The sequence below is a fragment of the Leucobacter holotrichiae genome, from assembly GCF_055791005.1.
On sequence record NZ_JBVUAC010000002.1, the window covers coordinates 167831 to 184370 of the forward strand.

Genomic DNA, 16540 nt, shown 5'->3' on the forward strand with positions numbered 1-16540 from the left:
CTTCCGCTCTTCCCCCGACGAATACCGGGGTTTAGCCTAACCCAAGCTAGGTATGATGATTAGTGGACTTCGAAGATCCACCTCATTCTCGCACCGGCCGAGCCGCGCTCCCCCGTGTGATCCACGCAAAGGTTTTCCGAGCTCGTATGACCCCCTCCTCGTCCGTGACACGTGACCGTCGCGCGACGACCAAAGCCGTTCTGTTCGCGACGCTCACGGTGGCGCTCGTCGCCGCGATCGTGCTCTCGGGCAGCACCGGGCAGCTCGGGATCCCGCCGCAGGAGGTGCTGGGCTCGCTGCTGCACCGCGTCGGCATCGACTGGCTGCCCCTGCCCGGTCATCCCATGGGAGACCAGACGCTGTGGTCCGTGCGCTTTCCCCGCGTCGCCATCGCGGTGCTCATCGGGGCGGGTCTCTCGGTCGCCGGCCTGCTCATGCAGGCCATCTTCGGCAACCCCCTCGCGGAGCCCGGCGTGATCGGCATCTCCTCCGGAGCCGCGGTGGGCGCGGGTCTCGCGATCGTCTTCGGCGTCACGGTGTTCGGCGAGTGGACGACCGCGGTGTTCGCCTTCGCGGCCGGGCTCGCCGCCACCCTCGTGGTGTACGCGATGAGCCGGGCCGATGGCCGCACCGAGGTGGTGACCCTGGTGCTCACCGGCATCGCGGTGAACGCGATCGCGGGCGCGGGCATCGCCCTGCTCACCTTCCTCGGCGACACGCAGTCGCGGGAGCAGATCGTCTTCTGGCAGCTCGGCAGCCTCGCGGGCAGTCGCTGGTCGCAGGTCGCGATCATCGCCCCCGTGATCGCGGTGGGCCTGCTCGCCGCCTACTTCGCGGCCCGCCGGCTCGACCTGCTATCGCTCGGCGAGCGCAACGCCCGCCACCTCGGCGTCAACGTCGAGCTGCTGCGCATCGGCATGATCTTCGTGGTGGCGCTGCTGACCGGCGCCGCCGTCGCCTTCGCGGGCATCATCTCGTTCGTGGGGCTCGTGATCCCGCACCTCATGCGCATGATCCTCGGCCCGGCGCACCTGCCGCTCGTCACCGCGTCTGCGCTCGGCGGTGGCCTGCTGCTGACCCTCGCCGACCTCGGCGCACGCACCATCGTGCCGAACGCCGACATGCCGATCGGCATGCTCACGGCGCTCGTCGGCGGACCCTTCTTCTTCTGGCTGCTGCGGCGCACGCGCAAGCGGAGCGGAGGCTGGGGCTGATGGCCGCGCGTCATTTCCGGCTGCCCGAGCGCCCCGCGCCCGGCGAGGTCGTGTGCGCGGCCGAGGCCGTGCACCTGGAGCGCGGCGGGCGCGTGCTGCTCGACTCCGTGTCTCTCGAACTGCGCGCGGGCGAGGTACTCGCGCTGCTCGGGCCGAACGGGGCGGGCAAGTCGACGCTGATGAGCATGCTCTCGGGCGATCTCGCCCCGGATCGCGGAACGGTGCGCTTCGGCGGCCGCCCCATCTCGGAGTGGTCGCTCGGCGAGCTCTCGCGCCGCCGCAGCGTGCTGCTGCAGGACAACCAGCTCATGTTCCCCTTCACCGTGCACCAGGTGGTCGAGATGGGACGCGCGCCGTGGCGGCGCACGCCGCTCGAGGACGAGGACAACGAGGCCATCTCGGAGGCGATCGGCGCGGCCGACGTCGCGCACCTCGGCAACCGCCGGGTGCCGTCGCTGTCGGGCGGCGAGCGCGCCCGCTCCGGCTTCGCGCGCGTCATGGCGGGCCGCACGGGCGTGCTCATGCTCGACGAGCCCACGGCCGCCCTCGACCTCGGTCACCAGGAGGGGGTGCTCGGGATCGCGCGCGAGCGCGCCCGGGCCGGCGACGCCGTGCTGGTGGTGCTGCACGACCTCAACCTCGCAGGGGCCTATGCCGACCGGATCGCGCTGCTGCGCGACGGGCGCGTCGTGGCCTGCGATGCGCCGGATCGCGTGCTCACCGCGGAGATCGTGAGCGAGGCCTACCGCACCCCGGTCGAGGTGATCCCGCACCCCGTCACCGGTCAGGGCATCGTGCTGCCGCGGCGGTCCTGACGGGCCGGCTCAGGGGGTGGGATCCTCCGTGCTGTCCTTCTTGCCGCGGCCGGCGATCAGCATGCCCGCGGTGACGCCGATCACGAGCAGCGCGACGCCGGCGACGGCGATCGGCACCCACGGGACGCCCGGTTCCGCGGCCTCGGTCTGCGGCTCGGCCGTCTCGGCCGCGTGTGGAGTCTCGGCGGGCGCCGCCGGCTCCTCGGCCGTGCTCGCCTCGAAGCTGCAGTCGGTCGCCGCGGTGAGGCTGACGGGGTCGAGCTCCTCGCCCGACACGTAGCTGCCGTACTCGCCGTTGAAGGCCTCGGCACCCTCGGCGGTGAGGCGCACGGGGGCCGCGACGACCTCGAGGTCGCCGCCCTCGGCCGTCACGGCGCCGCTCAGGTCGATCTTCGCGGCGCGCACCTCGGCCGCGGTCGCCTCTCCGCCCGCGTTCGCGGTGTCGGTGGCTCCCAAGTTGAGCACGAGGTACGCGGTGTCATCACCTGCGAATTCGATCGCGGGATCGGCCAGGTCGAGCTGCATCGCGCCGTCGTGCCCGGTGAAGTGCACCGCACCGGTGAACCCGACCCGCCCCTCGTCGAGGGCGTCCGACAGAGCGCCCTGCGCCCGATCCCAGATGAAATCGGGCGTCTCGTAGCGCATGTCGTCGCTCACGGTCCACTCGCCGTTCGCGATCGACCCGCTGATGTACGAGCGGAAGCTCTCCTTCACGCCCCAGCGCAACTCGGCCGACTGCACCGCGCAGCCCGCGGGCTGCGCGGTTGCGGACTGAGGGGCCGCGTGCTGAGGCGCGGCGGGCTCGAGGGGCGTCGCGGTCGCGCTCGTCGCGGCGGCTCCCGTCGCCGCGACCCCGATCAGGGTCGCGACGACGAGGCTTCGGATCATCGGCTGCTGCATGCTCCTCATTCTCCCGGACCGCCCTGAGCCGCACCTGCCGCACCGGCGCCCGCACCGGCACCCCGGCGCTGCGCCACGACGAGCCCGCTCATCGCGACCGCGATCAGCACCAGGCCGGCCGCCGCGGCCCACCACACCCAGGCCGGGCTGCCCGCCGTCGGCCCGACGCCGGCGGCCATCGGCTCGGCACCGTCCTCGACCGCGGCGGCGACGGTCTGCTCGGCCTTCTCAGCCCGATCCTCGTCCTGCCGATCCAGCACCTCGATCACCGCGCCGGTGTCGATGCTGCCCTGGAGCGTGATCGTGTGCGTGCCGGGGGCGAGGTCCTCGGGCAGGGTGCCGATCCAGCGCACCCCTCCGTCGCCGTCAGCACCGGCCGCCTCGTCGAGCACGATCGGATCCGAGTAGAGCACCACGAGGATGTCGCGCTCCGTCGGCTCGTAGCCGGCGGCCTCGAACTCGATCTCGCCGCCGGGCACGAGGTCCTCGGCGGGGGTGAGCACCCGGATCCCGGTCGTCGCGGGCGGCGTCGCGGCCGCGGTGCGCTTCTCGGTCTTCGCACTGACGGTGGTCGAGCCGTAGCCGACGCCGCTCGGCGCGCCCACGGTGAAGGTCAGCGGATCCGCCCCGAAGGCGCCTCCGCCGCCACCGCCGCCACCGCTGAAGCCGCCGGAGACGGGCACCCCGCTCCAGCTCACCTCGCCGTTCGCGCCGACCGACTTGCTCGCCGCCGCGAGGTTCAGGCCGAAGCTGTGGCCGCCCGCGTTCATTGTGGCGCTGCCCGGCCCGGTCACCGAGATGATCGGGTTGCTCACCGAGACGTGCATCTGGCCGCGGTGCGCCGAGAAGGCGACCACCCCCGAGTACTGCACCGTGCCAGTCTGGGTGGCGCTGTTCCAGCTGCCGCCCGCGGCCTGCGGGAAGACGTAGCCGCCCCCGCCGACGCCGACGCCGCTCGTCGAGATCTCGCCGCCGGAGCGGCCGCCCGCGCGGCTCCGGTTGGTGGTGTAGTCGGCGAAGTCGCCCGAAACGCTCCACACGAGCGATCCCGCCGCCTGCACGCCGTTCTGCACGGGTGCGGGGCGCTCCGCGGGCGGCTTCGGCTGCGGCTTCGGCTCGGGCTTCGGCTCGGACGGATCGACCGGATCCACGTCGGCCGCGCCGCCCGCGGTGAAGGTGATCGGATCCAGCTCGTCGTCCTGCGCCAGGTACCTCTCGAAGTAGACCTCCGCGCCCGCGCGAGTCAGGGTCGCGTCGGCATCGGCGAAGCGCACGGAGCCGTCCTGCAGCGTCGATTTCTCTGCGGAGCGCAGGTCGATCGTGGCGATCGTGAGCAGTTCCTCGCCCGAGGGCACCCGCAGGAGCGCCTTCGAGGCGCTCTCGACCACGATCACCGGGTTGCGCAGGTCGAGATCCAGCTGACCGCCGTGCCCGGTGAAGTTGACGCCGCCCGCGAACTCGAGCGTGCCGGTCTGCGTGCGCTCGTCCCAGCTGCCGCCCTCGATCTGGGGGAAGCGGAAGGTGTCGGTGCCGGTCGCGGGCTCCCGCACCTCGATGCGGCCGTGCGCGATGGGGCCGCGCACGTACTCGCGGAACTCCTTGCGCACGCCCCATTCGAGGCTGCCCGCCGCGGGTTCGGGATCCGGCCCGGGAGTCACCCCGAATACCGCGTTCCACTGCTCCTCGGTCACCTCGAGCGATGCGCGCAGGAACGTCGTGTCAGCCGTGGCCGGGCCGTGCGCCCGCCAGACGAGCGCCTCATAGCGCTTCGTGCGGTCGAGCTCGTCGGTCGATGCCACCAGGCGGTGCGCGAAGGATCCGTCGCGGATGTCGCCCGAGCGCAGGTAGTCGACGGCCGCGATCTCCGCCTCCGTGCCGGTGCGCACCTGCGCCCCGGCCTCGACGACGGCGACGTACAGCCCGTTGGGCGCCGCCTCGGGGGCGAAGCCGCTGCCCGTGAACTCGACGGTCAGCCCCCGCTCGCCGGCCTCGGCGAGCACGGCATCGGCCGCGGGGTGCGTCTGGTCGGGGAACACCGCGTTCCACTGCGCATCGGTCACCTCGAGCGGCAGCACCAGCACGTTCGTCTCGGCGGACGGGTTCGTGTGGCCGCGCCACACCAGCACGTCGTACTGCTTCGCACGGTCGAGTTCTGCGGCCGCGGCCGCGATCCGCTGCGTCAGCGCGCCGTCGGCGGGGATCGTCCGCACCCACTGCGCGCCGACGATGGAGTCCATCGTCGCCGAGTCGGCGCCGCCGCGCTCGACGAGGCCGACGTAGACCCCGTTCGGCAGCGAGGCGGGGTCGAGATCGGCGAGCGCCGCGTCGACGGTCAGGCCCGTCTCATCGGCCGCTGCGACGGTCGCCGTGCCCGAGGGGCCGGCGGCGGCGAAGCCGAGCTCCGCCTTCGCGTCCTGCGAGCGGTCGCCCATCGCCGTGTGATTCGCGATCGTGTACAGCGCCGTCGAGCCCTCCCGCTGCACGAGCGGCATGGTCAGCTCGAACGAGCCGTCGTCCGAGAACTCGACGCCGCGGCCCTTGCCGTGCTCCCACACGAGCTGGGCGCCGTCGGTGCAGCCGTCGTTGATGAACCCGAAGTCGACCTCGGCGAGCGGCCGGTCGGTGCAGGTCGCCACGTAGATCGCCTGGGCCGGGTTGTAGCCGGTGCCGCGCACCGTCACCGTGTCGCCGTTCGAGAGGCCGGTCGAGGGCGTCACCGCGAGCTGCGGATGAGTCGGTTCGGGATCGGGATCCGGATCCGCGAACCGGATCGGCGTGAAGGTCTCGAACGGCGCGTGCTTCGCGCCGCCGCCCGGGTAGGTCACGATGCCCCAACTGCCGTCCGCGACCGCCATCGCCTCGTCCAGCCGCACGGTGAGCTCGGCCTCGAAGGTGCCGTCGGGGCGCAGCTCGATCGCGCCGGCCGCCGGGCCGCCGATCACCGCCATGCTCTCCTCTGGCACGGCCCAGCGCTGATCGACGCTGCCGCGCGTCTCCCGCGCCGCTCCGGCGGACGGCTGCCACACCTCGGCGTACGAGCCGAAGGCCACGTAGACGCCGGTGAACCTGTCCGCGAGCGGCGGACGGGTGCCCGAGGTCGCGGGAGGATCGGGCAGGAAGCCGGAGCCGGTCACCGTGACGCGGGTCTCGCCCACGGGGTCGAAGCCGTCGGCCTGCGACACCTGCACCTGAGGGGTCGGCTTCGGCTCGGGCTCCGGCTCCGCGGCGGCGGGGGTCGAGAAGGCGAACGGATCGGCGGCCTGGCCCGCGTAGCGGGAGATCCCGTTCGGCGCCAGCGAGGCGGCGAAGCTCGCCGCGACGCCACTCCAGGCGAGCGCGCCGTCTGCGGTCCCGGGAGCGCCGGTCGCGGGGATCACCGCGACCGCGATGCGCGCCACCGATGCGGCGCCCGCGGTGTCGTCGGTGCTGGTCTCGGCGGTGACCGTGGCGGTGCCGTCGGCGGCCACGACGACGCGCGGGTTCTGGAGCGCGATCGAGAAGCCGTGCGCGGGGCTCGACCACAGCACGCCCCCGGTGTAGGCGATCTCGCCGACGCCGGTCGCGGGGTCGAAGGTCGAGGCGGCCGACTCGGGGTAGCTCACCACGCCGTCTGCGTCGAGCGTCGCGCCTCCGTACGGGGTCTGGGTGCCCTGGGTCCAGGGCGAGGCGAGGTAGTTGCGCCAGCTCTCCTTGAACCCCCAGGCGAGCGATCCGCCGCCCTCCCGCACGGCTTCGAGGACGGCGGGGAGCTCCGCGGCCGCGGCCTCGGGCGCGGGCTCGGCGGCGGGCTCGGCGGCCGGCGCGGGCTCCGTATCCGCGGGCTCTGCGGGCGCCTGCTGAGGCGCCCGGGTCGAAGTCTCCGCGGCGGCGGCTTCGGGTTGCGGCGCAGCGGTCGGCTCGGAATCGGCCGCGCCGGGATCGGTGAAGGCCGGGTCGGCCTGACCCGAACCGGCCGGTGTATCGGTCGCTACCGGATCGGCCGGCGCATCGGCCGGCGCGGATCCGCCCTCTGTCCCGGTCCCGGAGCCCTCGGCGACCGTCGTCCGCTGCGGGGCCGGGAGCTCCTCGGCCGAGGCCGCGGTCCCGCCGAGCAGCGCTCCCCCGGCGACCAGCGCGGAAACCAGTAGTGCGGCGAGCGACGCTCGCGGACCCCGACGTGCAAACATGCGAAACGCACTCCTTCGAAGGAAGACTCGGGACGTGAGCGTCAGCGCATCTCCAGCCGTATCCGGCTTCACGTCCGATCCAGGTGAGGGTAACCTAACTCGGCACCGCTCATAAGTCTGACGAATATCATCCGATGATGCAAGTCGGGACTTCGTTCCGCGCGTCGCGCGTCGCACGGCTGCGCCCCTGGCGAGGTCAAGCCCGCCGCGGAAGCTGTGGCAGAGTTGTTCCATGAGTTCGTCGGATTCCCCCGCGCCCGAAGCCCCCGCACGCAGCGAGGGAGGTGCGCCGGCGCCGAGTACCGACCGCGCCGCCCGCATCGCAGTCACGCTCTTCCCGCTCATGGTGATCGTGGCCGGCATCATCGGTTTCGCGCTTCCCGGCCCCTCGTCGACGCTCGGGCCCGCCGTGCCCTGGCTGCTCGGCGTGATCATGTTCTGCATGGGACTCACGCTGACGCTGCCCGACTTCGCGCGCATCGCGAAGCGCCCCTGGATAGTGCTCATCGGCGTCGTGCTGCAGTACCTCATCATGCCGCTGCTCGCGTGGATCATCACGTTGGCGCTCCAACTGCCGCCCGAGCTCGCGGCCGGCGTGATCCTCGTAGGGTGCGCGCCCGGCGGCACCGCCTCGAACGTCGTCACCTACCTGTCGCGCGGAGACACGGCGCTCTCCGTCACGGTGACGACCTGCTCGACTCTGCTCGCCCCGCTCATGACGCCGCTGCTCACGCTGTGGCTGGCGGGCACCTTCCTCGCCGTGCCCTTCCAGCCGATGATGGTTTCGATCCTGCAGACGGTGCTGCTGCCGGTGATCGGCGGCCTCATCGTCAGGCTCTTCCTGCGTCGCGTCATCGATCGGATCCAGGGGGTTTTCCCGTGGCTGTCGACGATCGCGATCGCGCTCATCGTCGCCGCGGTCGTAGCCGGCAGCGCCGACAAGATCGTCGAGGCCGGCCTCCTGGTCCTCATCGCGGTCGTGCTGCACAACGGCTTCGGGCTGCTGCTGGGGTACCTCGCCGCCTGGGGCATGCGACTCACGCAGCGCGAACGCCGAGCGATCTCGGTCGAGGTCGGCATGCAGAACTCCGGGCTCGCCGCGTCCCTGGCGGCGGCCCACTTCTCTCCGCTCGCCGCGCTCCCCGCCGCTGTGTTCTCGGTCTGGCACAACCTCTCGGGCGCCCTCTTCGCGATGATCATGGCACGCCGCCCGGTCACCGACGAGGATGAGCGGCGGCGCGGGAAGCAGCCTTCCGGCGTACACTGAGCAGCGCCGGACGAGCGGAGGATCCCCATGAGTCAGCAGCCCGAGCCCCGTGACCGCGCCGCGAGTCGGCCCGCGCTCGAGGCCGTGCGGATCCGCCGCTCCCACTCGAAGGTCACCGACGAGGCTCCCTCGCCGCGCGAGATCGAGGAGCTCGTGTCGGCGATGTCGAGCATCGCCGACCACTCGGGGCTGCGCCCCTGGCGCATCATCTCCATTCGGGGCGACGCCCGCGAGATGCTGGGCGAGGCGCTCGCTCAGGCCGAGGGCGGCGGCCGCGACAAGTACATCGCGAAGGCGCAGCGGGCTCCCCTGCTGCTGGCGATCGTCGTCTGCCCGCGCAAGAACAAGATCCCCGTGTGGGAGCAGGAGACCGTCGCGAGCGGCGTCGCCCACACGCTCGGGCTTCTGCTGCACGAGGCGGGCTGGGGCACGATCTGGCGCACCGGATCGCTGACGCGCAGCAAGCCCGTGCGCAAGGCGCTGGGGCTCGAGAAGCCCGAGTATCTGCTCGGATGGATCTACGTCGGCGGCGTTCCCGAGAAGGAACGCGGGCGCCGCCCGAAACCGCGCAAGCCCATCGACCTGTCGCGCCACCTCAGCGAGCTCTGATCAGGGAGCTTCGAGCGGCGAGCTCCGAGCGCGCAGGTTCGTGTCTTACGGCCGTGTCTTCAGGCCCGCGATCCCCGCCCGGGCAGCGACGCGATCACCACCGCGGCCAGCGCGACGGCGGTGCCGATCGCCATGGCGGTCGAGACCCCTCCGGCGAGCGGCAGCCCCGCTTCCAGCAGCAGCGACGCGATCAACTGTCCCGCCACGTTCGACATGCTCAGCAGCAGCACACCGGCCGCTCGCACCAGCATGGCGGCCACGGCGATGAACACGGTGCCGATGATGCCGCCCACGTAGTAGAGCGGGGAGGTCGGCCACTCCGTCGGCCAACCCGAGCTCGCCACCGACACGACCGCGATCACCGCGAGAACAGCGGTGCCGACGACGAAGTTCACGAACGTGGAGGTGACGGCGCTCCGCGCGGCCGCCCGGACCAGTCCGTTCACCATCGACTGCCCGGCGACGCCCACTCCGATGAGCACCGGGAAGACGACGAGCCACATCGCGTGCGATACGGCCAGATCCAGACCGACGGAGATGATGACGGCGAGCACCGCCAGGCCGGTGCCGACGAGCCTCGGGGGCGTCGGATCGATGCGGCCGCCCGGGCCCAGGCCGGCTCGATCGAGGATCAGGCCGCCGAGCACCTGGCCGGCGACGATGCCCACGGTGAAGAGCGCGAGCCCCGTGAGCGGCGCCACGAGGCCCTGCCCTAGTACGAAGGCGGCGCCCGCGGCCCCGCCGAGCAGGGTCCACAGGGGGAGCCGGCCGGCCGTCACCTCGGCCCGCAGGCTCACGAGGCCGGCCTTCGCGCGCCGCGACACGAGCACGGCGATGCACATCACGACAAGGCCCGATCCGAAGGAGACGACGGCCGTCACGTAGCCGTTGCCGATCTGCTGGCTCAGACCCCCGTTGACACGCGATTGCACCGCGACGAGCATTCCGGCGATGCCCGAACCCAGGAGTGCAGCCCAGACGGGCAGTTTGGAACTCGACACTCCCCACAGCTTAGTCCCCGCGGAGCGGGGCCAGCGTGGAGCCCGGCCCTCGCTTCGCTCCGTGGCCGGCGCCTGTGGGCGCCGCGACTCTGCGACGAAACGCTGCCGCGTTTCTTACTGGAGCCGCCTGTCGGACTCGAACCGACCACCTGCGCTTTACAAGGGCGCTGCTCTACCAGATGAGCTAAGGCGGCGAAGGGGGCGGCGCGAAGCACCGCCCCGATCAGCTTACTCCGACTCCCCCTCATCAGCGGAATCGCCGGAAGCATCGGCCGAATCGGCCTTGGCCGCGCTCTTCTCGACCTCGCTCTTCACCTTGAGCAGGTACGACTCGAGGTCGCCGTCGCGAGCCTGGTTCCACTGCTGACCGTTGACGATCACGGTCGGCGTGCTCACGAGGCGCTGGGGCTCGCCCGCGGGCTGCAGCTCGGTGCCGCTCGAGTCGAAGAGCTGAGCTCCCTTGGCGAGACCCTGAACACCGTTCTCGCTCACCGACTTGTAGTTCGTCGCGATGAAGTTGCCGAAGCGCACGTCTTTCACGCACTGCCGCAGCTCGGTGGTGAGTTCCGCACCGGCGGCCTCCGCCTGCTCGAGCAGTTCGTCATCGGTCAGACCGGTGGTTCCCTCGGAGGGCTGCACGTCGGCGCTCAGCAGGGTGTTGTGCAGTTTGAAGGCGACGTCGGGCTGCTGCTCCACGACGCAGCTGAAGAGGTTGGCCGCGCGCGTGGAGTACTTGGTGCCGAGCGACGCGCTGTCGAGGAAGTTCAGCGGGTAGACCTGCAGGTTCACATCTCCGCTGCCGACGTAGTTCTCGAGCATGGTGCCGTACTGCTGCTCGAACGCGCCGCACGCGGGGCACATGTAGTCGACGTAGGTGGTGACATCGAGCGGCAGCTGCTTGCGGTCGACCTCGGGCGCCTCGCGATCCTCGCCCGACTGCAGCGCAGGAGTCTCGACGACCTTGAGGTCCTTCGTGAACACGGCGCCGCCCGACGCCATGTTCTCCGGGCCGGGGCCCGCCGGCTTCATCGTCTGCGTGAGGATCAGGGCGACGACGGCGAGGATCGCCAGCACGCCGACCACGATGCCTCCCTGCAGCAGGAATCGGCCGCGCTTCTCGCGGCGCTTCTCCGCTTCGCGGGCGAGGCGCGCCTGCTCGCGTGCGCGCTCGCGGCGCTCGTTCTTGGTGAGTTTCTCTGACATGGCTCTCTCCACGGGGCCGGGGACCGGCGGTCTGGTTCTTAGCTGGCGATGACGCGCTGCCGCGCCGCTACTTCTTCTTGTTGGCTCGACGCTCGGCCCGGTTGCCGGAAGCGGCGTCACCGGGCACCTGCTGACCGAACGCGCCGCGCTGGGCCGGCTGCTGCGCCGGAGCTCCGGCCGGCTTCTTGCCGCGGCCCGCGCCGCGCGTGCTCGGTACGGCATTGTCCGTCTCGCCCTGAGCACCGCTCACCGCGGGAGCACCGTCCTCGTCGGGGGCGGTGTAGCTGAGCTTGGACTGATCCGGGGTCTGCTGATCCTCGAGTCCGCCGCCCTCGAGGTGCACGTGATCCTGCGGCCCCTCGGCCGGACGCACCTTCACCTCGAGGTTGTAGAGCAGCCCCATGGACTCCTCCTTGATCTGCCCCATCATGCCCTCGAACATCGTGAAGCCCTCGCGCTGGTACTCGACCAGCGGATCGCGCTGCGCCATCGCGCGCAGCCCGATGCCCTCCTTGAGGTACTCCATCTCGTAGAGGTGATCGCGCCAGCGACGGTCGATCGTGGCGAGCACCACGCGACGTTCGAGCTCGCGCATGGCCTCCTCGCCGAGCTCCTCCTCGCGCTTGCGGTAGGCGACCTCGGCATCCGAGAGGATCTCGCGACGCAGGAACGCCTTGTCGACACGGGTGCCCCCCGCTTCCGCGACGAGCTCGTCGATGGTGATACCGATCGGGTAGACCTGCTTGAGATCGCTCCACAGCGCGTCGAAGTCCCACTCGCCGTCGAGGCCATGGGAATCGAGGATCGCGTCGATCGTCTGCTCGCGGAAGGCATCGATGCGCGGCTCGATCTCCTCGCCGTCGAGGATCTGCTGACGGTCGCCGTAGATCGCCTTGCGCTGACGATCCAGCACATCGTCGTACTTCAGCACGTTCTTGCGGATCTCGGCGTTGCGCTGCTCGACCTGGCTCTGCGCGCTCTGAATCGCCCGCGTGACGACCTTCGACTCGATCGCGAGATCGTCGGGGAAGCTGTCGCGGTTCATGAGCGCCGCGGCGGCGCCCGAGTTGAAGAGGCGCATCAGGTCATCGGCGAGCGACAGGTAGAAGCGGCTCTCGCCGGGGTCACCCTGACGGCCCGAGCGGCCGCGCAGCTGGTTGTCGATGCGACGCGATTCGTGGCGCTCGGTGCCGAGCACGTAGAGGCCTCCGACGGCGACGACCTTCTCCGCCTCCTCGTCGACGGTGCGCTTGACGGCCTCGAAGACGTCGTCCCACGCGGCCTCGTAGGCCTCGGGATCGTCTTCCGTGGAGAGGCCGCGCGCAGCCATCTCCTGCACGGCGAGGAACTCGGCGTTGCCGCCGAGCATGATGTCGGTACCGCGGCCGGCCATGTTCGTGGCGACGGTGACGGCGCCGAGACGACCGGCCTGCGCGATGATCGCGGCCTCGCGCGCGTGGTTCTTGGCGTTGAGCACCTCGTGGCGCACGCCCTTCTTGGCGAGCAGGCGCGACAGGTACTCGCTCTTCTCGACGCTCGTGGTGCCGACGAGTACCGGCTGGCCCTTCTCGTGGCGCTCGGCGATGTCTTCGACGGCCTGCTTGAACTTCGCCTCCTCGTTCTTGTAGACGAGGTCGGGCTGGTCCTTGCGCTGCATGGGCTTATTGGTGGGGATCGGCACCACACCCAGCTTGTAGGTCGACATGAACTCGCCGGCCTCGGTCTCGGCCGTACCGGTCATGCCCGAGAGCTTCTCGTACAGGCGGAAGTAGTTCTGCAGGGTCACGGTCGCGAGCATCTGGTTCTCGGCCTTGACCTGCACCCCCTCCTTGGCCTCGATCGCCTGGTGCATGCCCTCGTTGTAGCGGCGACCCGCGAGGATGCGGCCGGTGTGCTCGTCGACGATCAGCACCTCGCCGTTCAGCACGACGTAGTCCTTGTCGCGGGTGAAGAGCGCCTTCGCCTTGATCGAGTTGTTGAGGAAGGAGATCAGGGGCGTGTTCACCGACTCGTAGAGGTTGGTGATGCCGAGGTGATCCTCGACCTTCTCGATACCCGGCTCGAGCACGCCGATCGTGCGCTTCTTCTCGTCGACCTCGTAGTCCACGCCCGGCTCGAGCTTGCGCGCGATGCGCGCGAACTCGGCGAACCAGCGGTTCGCCTCGCCCGAGGAGGGGCCGGAGATGATGAGCGGGGTGCGGGCCTCGTCGATGAGGATCGAGTCGACCTCGTCGATGATCGCGAAGAAGTGACCGCGCTGCACGCGCTCAGCGGAGCTCGACGCCATGTTGTCGCGCAGATAGTCGAAACCGAACTCGTTGTTCGTGCCGTAGGTGATGTCGGCGTTGTACTGCTCGCGGCGAGTGGCGGGATCCTGCCCCGCGACGATGCAGCCGGTGGTCATGCCGAGCGCCCGGAAGACGCGGCCCATGAGCTCGCTCTGGTAGGTGGCGAGGTAGTCGTTGACCGTGACGATGTGCACGCCCTTGCCCGCGAGCGCGTTGAGGTAGGCGGGCATGGTGGCCACGAGGGTCTTGCCCTCACCGGTCTTCATCTCGGAGATGTTGCCGAGGTGCAGGTTTGCACCGCCCATGACCTGCACGTCGAACGGGCGCAGGCCGATGGTGCGCTTGGCGGCCTCGCGCACCGCGGCGAAGGCCTCGGGCAGCAGGTCGTCGAGGCTCTCGCCCTTCTCGAGGCGAGCACGGAACTCGACGGTCTCTCCGCGCAGCTCTTCGTCGCTGAGGTCGGCGAAGGAGCTCTCGAGATCGGCGACCGTCTTCGCCAATCGCTGGAGCTTCTTCAGAGTGCGACCCTCGCCGACGCGAAGGAGCTTTTCGAGAACTGTCGCCACGTTGTGTCTCCTGTAAGGTTCTGCGGAGTGGGCCGCTTCGCGCCCTCAACCGCCGTTGCCGAATTGTGACAACTCCTCAGCTTAGCAAGGCGAAACCCGGTGCCGGCTGGGGAGTTGCCCGAATGGAGGCCCAGTGGGCGAACCCTCGCGCGAGGTGCTCGTGGTCCTGCCCACCTACAACGAGCGCGCGACGCTGCCCGGAGTGCTCTCCCAGCTGCTGCGAGCAGTGCCGGAGGCGCACGTGCTCGTGGTCGACGACCGCAGCCCTGACGGCACGGGACTGCTCGCGGATCGCCTCTCCGAGGCCGACCCCCGTATTCGGGTGCATCACCGCGCGGGGAAGCTCGGTCTCGGCACCGCGTACATCGCCGGGTTCCGCGTCGGGATCGCCGAGGGGTACCGGCTGATCGTCGAGATGGACTCCGACGGCTCCCACCTCCCGGAGGAGCTGCCGAGCCTGATCGATGCAGCTCGGGGATGCGGGGGCGCAGCGATCGGCGCGCGCTGGATCGTCGGCGGACGGATCGTCGGTTGGCCGCGCTATCGGCGCTGGATCTCTCGCACCGGCACGCGGGTCGCGAGGATCGCGCTGCGTTCGGAGCTGCACGATCTCACCAGCGGATTCCGTGCGATCGAGGCGTCTTGGTTGGCGCGACTGGATCTCGACTCGCTCGATTCCGAGGGCTACGGCTTCCAGGTGGAGACGGCCTGGGCGCTCGAGCGGCTCGGCTGCCCCATCGCGGAGGTGCCCATCACCTTCGTAGAGCGGACCGGCGGACGCTCGAAGATGACGTTCGGGATCGTGCTCGAAGCGCTCTGGAACGTGCTGCGCCGCGGTTGGAGGCTGCGCTTCGGCGGCATGAGCTGAGCCTGCCGCCCCCTTTCGACAGACTCGGGGGACGACAGGCTCAGGGTACGACAGACTCAAGCGACGAGGGCTCCGGAAACCGCGCACTCAGGGAGCGACCCGCTCAGGGAGCGACCCGCTCACCGAGCAGTGGTCTCACCTACTCCTCGGTGAGCGAGATCACGCCGTAGTTCCAACCTTTGCGGCGGTAGACCACGCTGGGGCGCCCGGTGCCGGCCTCCACGAACAGGAAGAAGTCATGGCCGACGAGCTCCATCTGATCCACCGCGTCCTCGACCGAGAGCCGCTCGGCGGGGAACTCCTTGCTTCGGATCACGACGGGCGAGTACTGCTCTTCGCCGCCCTCCTGCTCGGGAAGGGGGATGCTGCCGGTCGCGACCGCGTCGATCACCTCGGCGGGAGCCGGGGTGACGTCGATCTCGGAGAAGTCATGGGCTGCGGCATCGGCGAGCGAGAGCCGGCCACGACCGCGACGGTCCTGTCGCTTGCCCTTCATGCGGCGAATACGCTCGAGCACCCGACCGTAGGCCATGTCGAAGGCCGAGTACTTGTCTCCGCCCGCGGATTCGGCGCGGATCACGGGTCCGGGACCGATGAGCGTGATCTCCACGAGATCGCCGTGCTTGGGGCTTCGGTCGCTCTGCCTCGAAACCTTCACCTCGAGCGCCTGCGCCCGCGGCAACAGGCCAGACACCTTCTCGGTCTTCGATTCGACGTAGTTCTCGAAGCGGTCAGTGATCCCGACGTTCTTGCCGCGGATGTTCACGTCCATGGTGACCTCCCAAGTGACTCAGGCGGGTGGGCCTCTGTGGCGCACCGTTACGCCTTTCCCGAACTCTACTGCACTCGGGGTTTTGGGTGCCACCTCGTCGTGCGACGCATGCGCACCGCGCGTGTCACGGCGGCGCGCGTGACAGAGCGCCACGACGGCGACCACTCGCCCGCCCGCCGCCTCGAGCGCTTCTCGACAGGCCAGCGCGGTCGCGCCGGTGGTGATCACGTCGTCCACCAGGATGATCTCCCGCCCCTGCAGCACCGTGCGCCGGGCGCGCCTCACGACCACGCGCCTCGCATTCTCCGCGCGATCCGTCGCGCTGAGACCGACCTGGCCCCGTCGCCCGCGGCCGGCCCGCAGCGCGGGGACGCGCAGCACGCGGATTCTCTGTCCGCGCAGAGCCGCGGTCACCAGCAGGTCCACATGCCGATAGCCTCGGCGGCGCTCCGAGGAGCGACGCGACGGCGCCGTGACGACGACGGGAGCCGCGGGGCCCCGACAGCGGGCGAGCGCCGCGCGCAACGGGGGTCGCAGCTGCGCGCCCAGCTCGCGGCCGAGCCCCACCCGGCCACCGTGCTTGAAGGCGACGAGCACCGCGCGCAGCGGGCCGTCGTAGACGCCCCTCGCGAAGCAGAGCACCCCGATATCGGGCCGCAGCGGCTCGGATGGACGCCGCAGCTCGACCAGGCAGGGCAGGCAGCAATCGCGGTCGGCGTCACCGCAGCTCACGCATGCCGTCGGCCAGAGCAGCGACAGAAGATCGAGGAGCGTCTCGGTGACTTTCGCGATGAGGGACATACTCAGATCCTGCCTCCCGCGGGCGCCTCCGACGGGCTCCGGGGGCGAATCTGTGGAGAAGACGGCGGGA

Annotated in this window: 12 protein-coding genes and 1 tRNA gene; 5 read left to right on the plus strand and 8 right to left on the minus strand. The window is 70.7% G+C overall.

Annotated elements, in window-relative coordinates; all coding sequences use genetic code 11:
- Positions 1 to 146: 146 nt before the first annotated feature.
- Together AC0KXF_RS04405 and AC0KXF_RS04410 are read left to right on the plus strand one after the other, a co-directional pair.
- On the plus strand, positions 147 to 1214 hold the full coding sequence (locus AC0KXF_RS04405; protein ID WP_473108027.1) for a FecCD family ABC transporter permease: 1068 nt from the start codon (positions 147 to 149) through the stop codon (positions 1212 to 1214).
- Positions 1214 to 2029, plus strand: a complete 816-nt coding sequence (locus AC0KXF_RS04410; protein WP_473108028.1) for a heme ABC transporter ATP-binding protein — start codon at positions 1214 to 1216, stop codon at positions 2027 to 2029. Before AC0KXF_RS04405 ends, AC0KXF_RS04410 begins: the two co-directional genes overlap by 1 nt.
- Before the next feature lie 9 nt (positions 2030 to 2038).
- Here the strand turns inward: AC0KXF_RS04410 and AC0KXF_RS04415 are convergent, their stop codons facing one another.
- Together AC0KXF_RS04415 and AC0KXF_RS04420 are read right to left on the minus strand one after the other, a co-directional pair.
- Positions 2039 to 2929 (minus strand): HtaA domain-containing protein, encoded by an 891-nt coding sequence (locus AC0KXF_RS04415; RefSeq protein ID WP_473108029.1) that lies wholly within the window; start codon positions 2927 to 2929, stop codon positions 2039 to 2041.
- Positions 2930 to 2934: 5 nt separating this feature from the next.
- Positions 2935 to 7095, minus strand: a complete 4161-nt coding sequence (locus AC0KXF_RS04420; protein ID WP_473108030.1) for an HtaA domain-containing protein — start codon at positions 7093 to 7095, stop codon at positions 2935 to 2937.
- Between the two features lie 232 nt (positions 7096 to 7327).
- Between AC0KXF_RS04420 and AC0KXF_RS04425 the strand changes: the two genes are divergently transcribed.
- Both AC0KXF_RS04425 and AC0KXF_RS04430 read left to right on the plus strand, forming a co-directional pair.
- On the plus strand, positions 7328 to 8362 hold the full coding sequence (locus tag AC0KXF_RS04425; protein WP_473108031.1) for a bile acid:sodium symporter family protein: 1035 nt from the start codon (positions 7328 to 7330) through the stop codon (positions 8360 to 8362).
- Positions 8363 to 8389: 27 nt separating this feature from the next.
- Entirely contained in the window at positions 8390 to 8971 is a 582-nt protein-coding gene (locus tag AC0KXF_RS04430) for a nitroreductase family protein (RefSeq protein ID WP_473108032.1), read from the plus strand.
- 59 nt (positions 8972 to 9030) lie between these two features.
- On the opposite strand, the gene AC0KXF_RS04435 is transcribed toward AC0KXF_RS04430, so the two are convergent.
- The 4 genes from AC0KXF_RS04435 to secA all read right to left on the minus strand — a co-directional run bounded on the left by AC0KXF_RS04435 (position 9031) and on the right by secA (position 14029).
- Positions 9031 to 9972 (minus strand): DMT family transporter, encoded by a 942-nt coding sequence (locus AC0KXF_RS04435; protein ID WP_473108033.1) that lies wholly within the window; start codon positions 9970 to 9972, stop codon positions 9031 to 9033.
- A gap of 118 nt (positions 9973 to 10090) precedes the next feature.
- Positions 10091 to 10166 (minus strand) — tRNA-Thr (locus tag AC0KXF_RS04440).
- 34 nt (positions 10167 to 10200) lie between these two features.
- The gene (locus AC0KXF_RS04445; protein WP_473108034.1) at positions 10201 to 11175 is read right to left on the minus strand and encodes a DsbA family protein; all 975 of its coding nucleotides are present in this window, start codon (positions 11173 to 11175) and stop codon (positions 10201 to 10203) included.
- A 67-nt stretch (positions 11176 to 11242) separates the two neighbouring features.
- The gene (secA, locus tag AC0KXF_RS04450; protein WP_473108035.1) at positions 11243 to 14029 is read right to left on the minus strand and encodes a preprotein translocase subunit SecA; all 2787 of its coding nucleotides are present in this window, start codon (positions 14027 to 14029) and stop codon (positions 11243 to 11245) included.
- A 133-nt stretch (positions 14030 to 14162) separates the two neighbouring features.
- On the opposite strand from secA, the gene AC0KXF_RS04455 reads away from it, so the two are divergent.
- On the plus strand, positions 14163 to 14897 hold the full coding sequence (locus tag AC0KXF_RS04455) for a polyprenol monophosphomannose synthase (RefSeq protein WP_473108036.1): 735 nt from the start codon (positions 14163 to 14165) through the stop codon (positions 14895 to 14897).
- A gap of 139 nt (positions 14898 to 15036) precedes the next feature.
- On the opposite strand, the gene hpf is transcribed toward AC0KXF_RS04455, so the two are convergent.
- Both hpf and AC0KXF_RS04465 read right to left on the minus strand, forming a co-directional pair.
- Positions 15037 to 15669, minus strand: a complete 633-nt coding sequence (hpf, locus tag AC0KXF_RS04460) for a ribosome hibernation-promoting factor, HPF/YfiA family (RefSeq protein ID WP_473108037.1) — start codon at positions 15667 to 15669, stop codon at positions 15037 to 15039.
- 18 nt (positions 15670 to 15687) lie between these two features.
- Entirely contained in the window at positions 15688 to 16470 is a 783-nt protein-coding gene (locus AC0KXF_RS04465) for a ComF family protein (protein ID WP_473108038.1), read from the minus strand.
- Between the last annotated feature and the right edge of the window lie 70 nt (positions 16471 to 16540).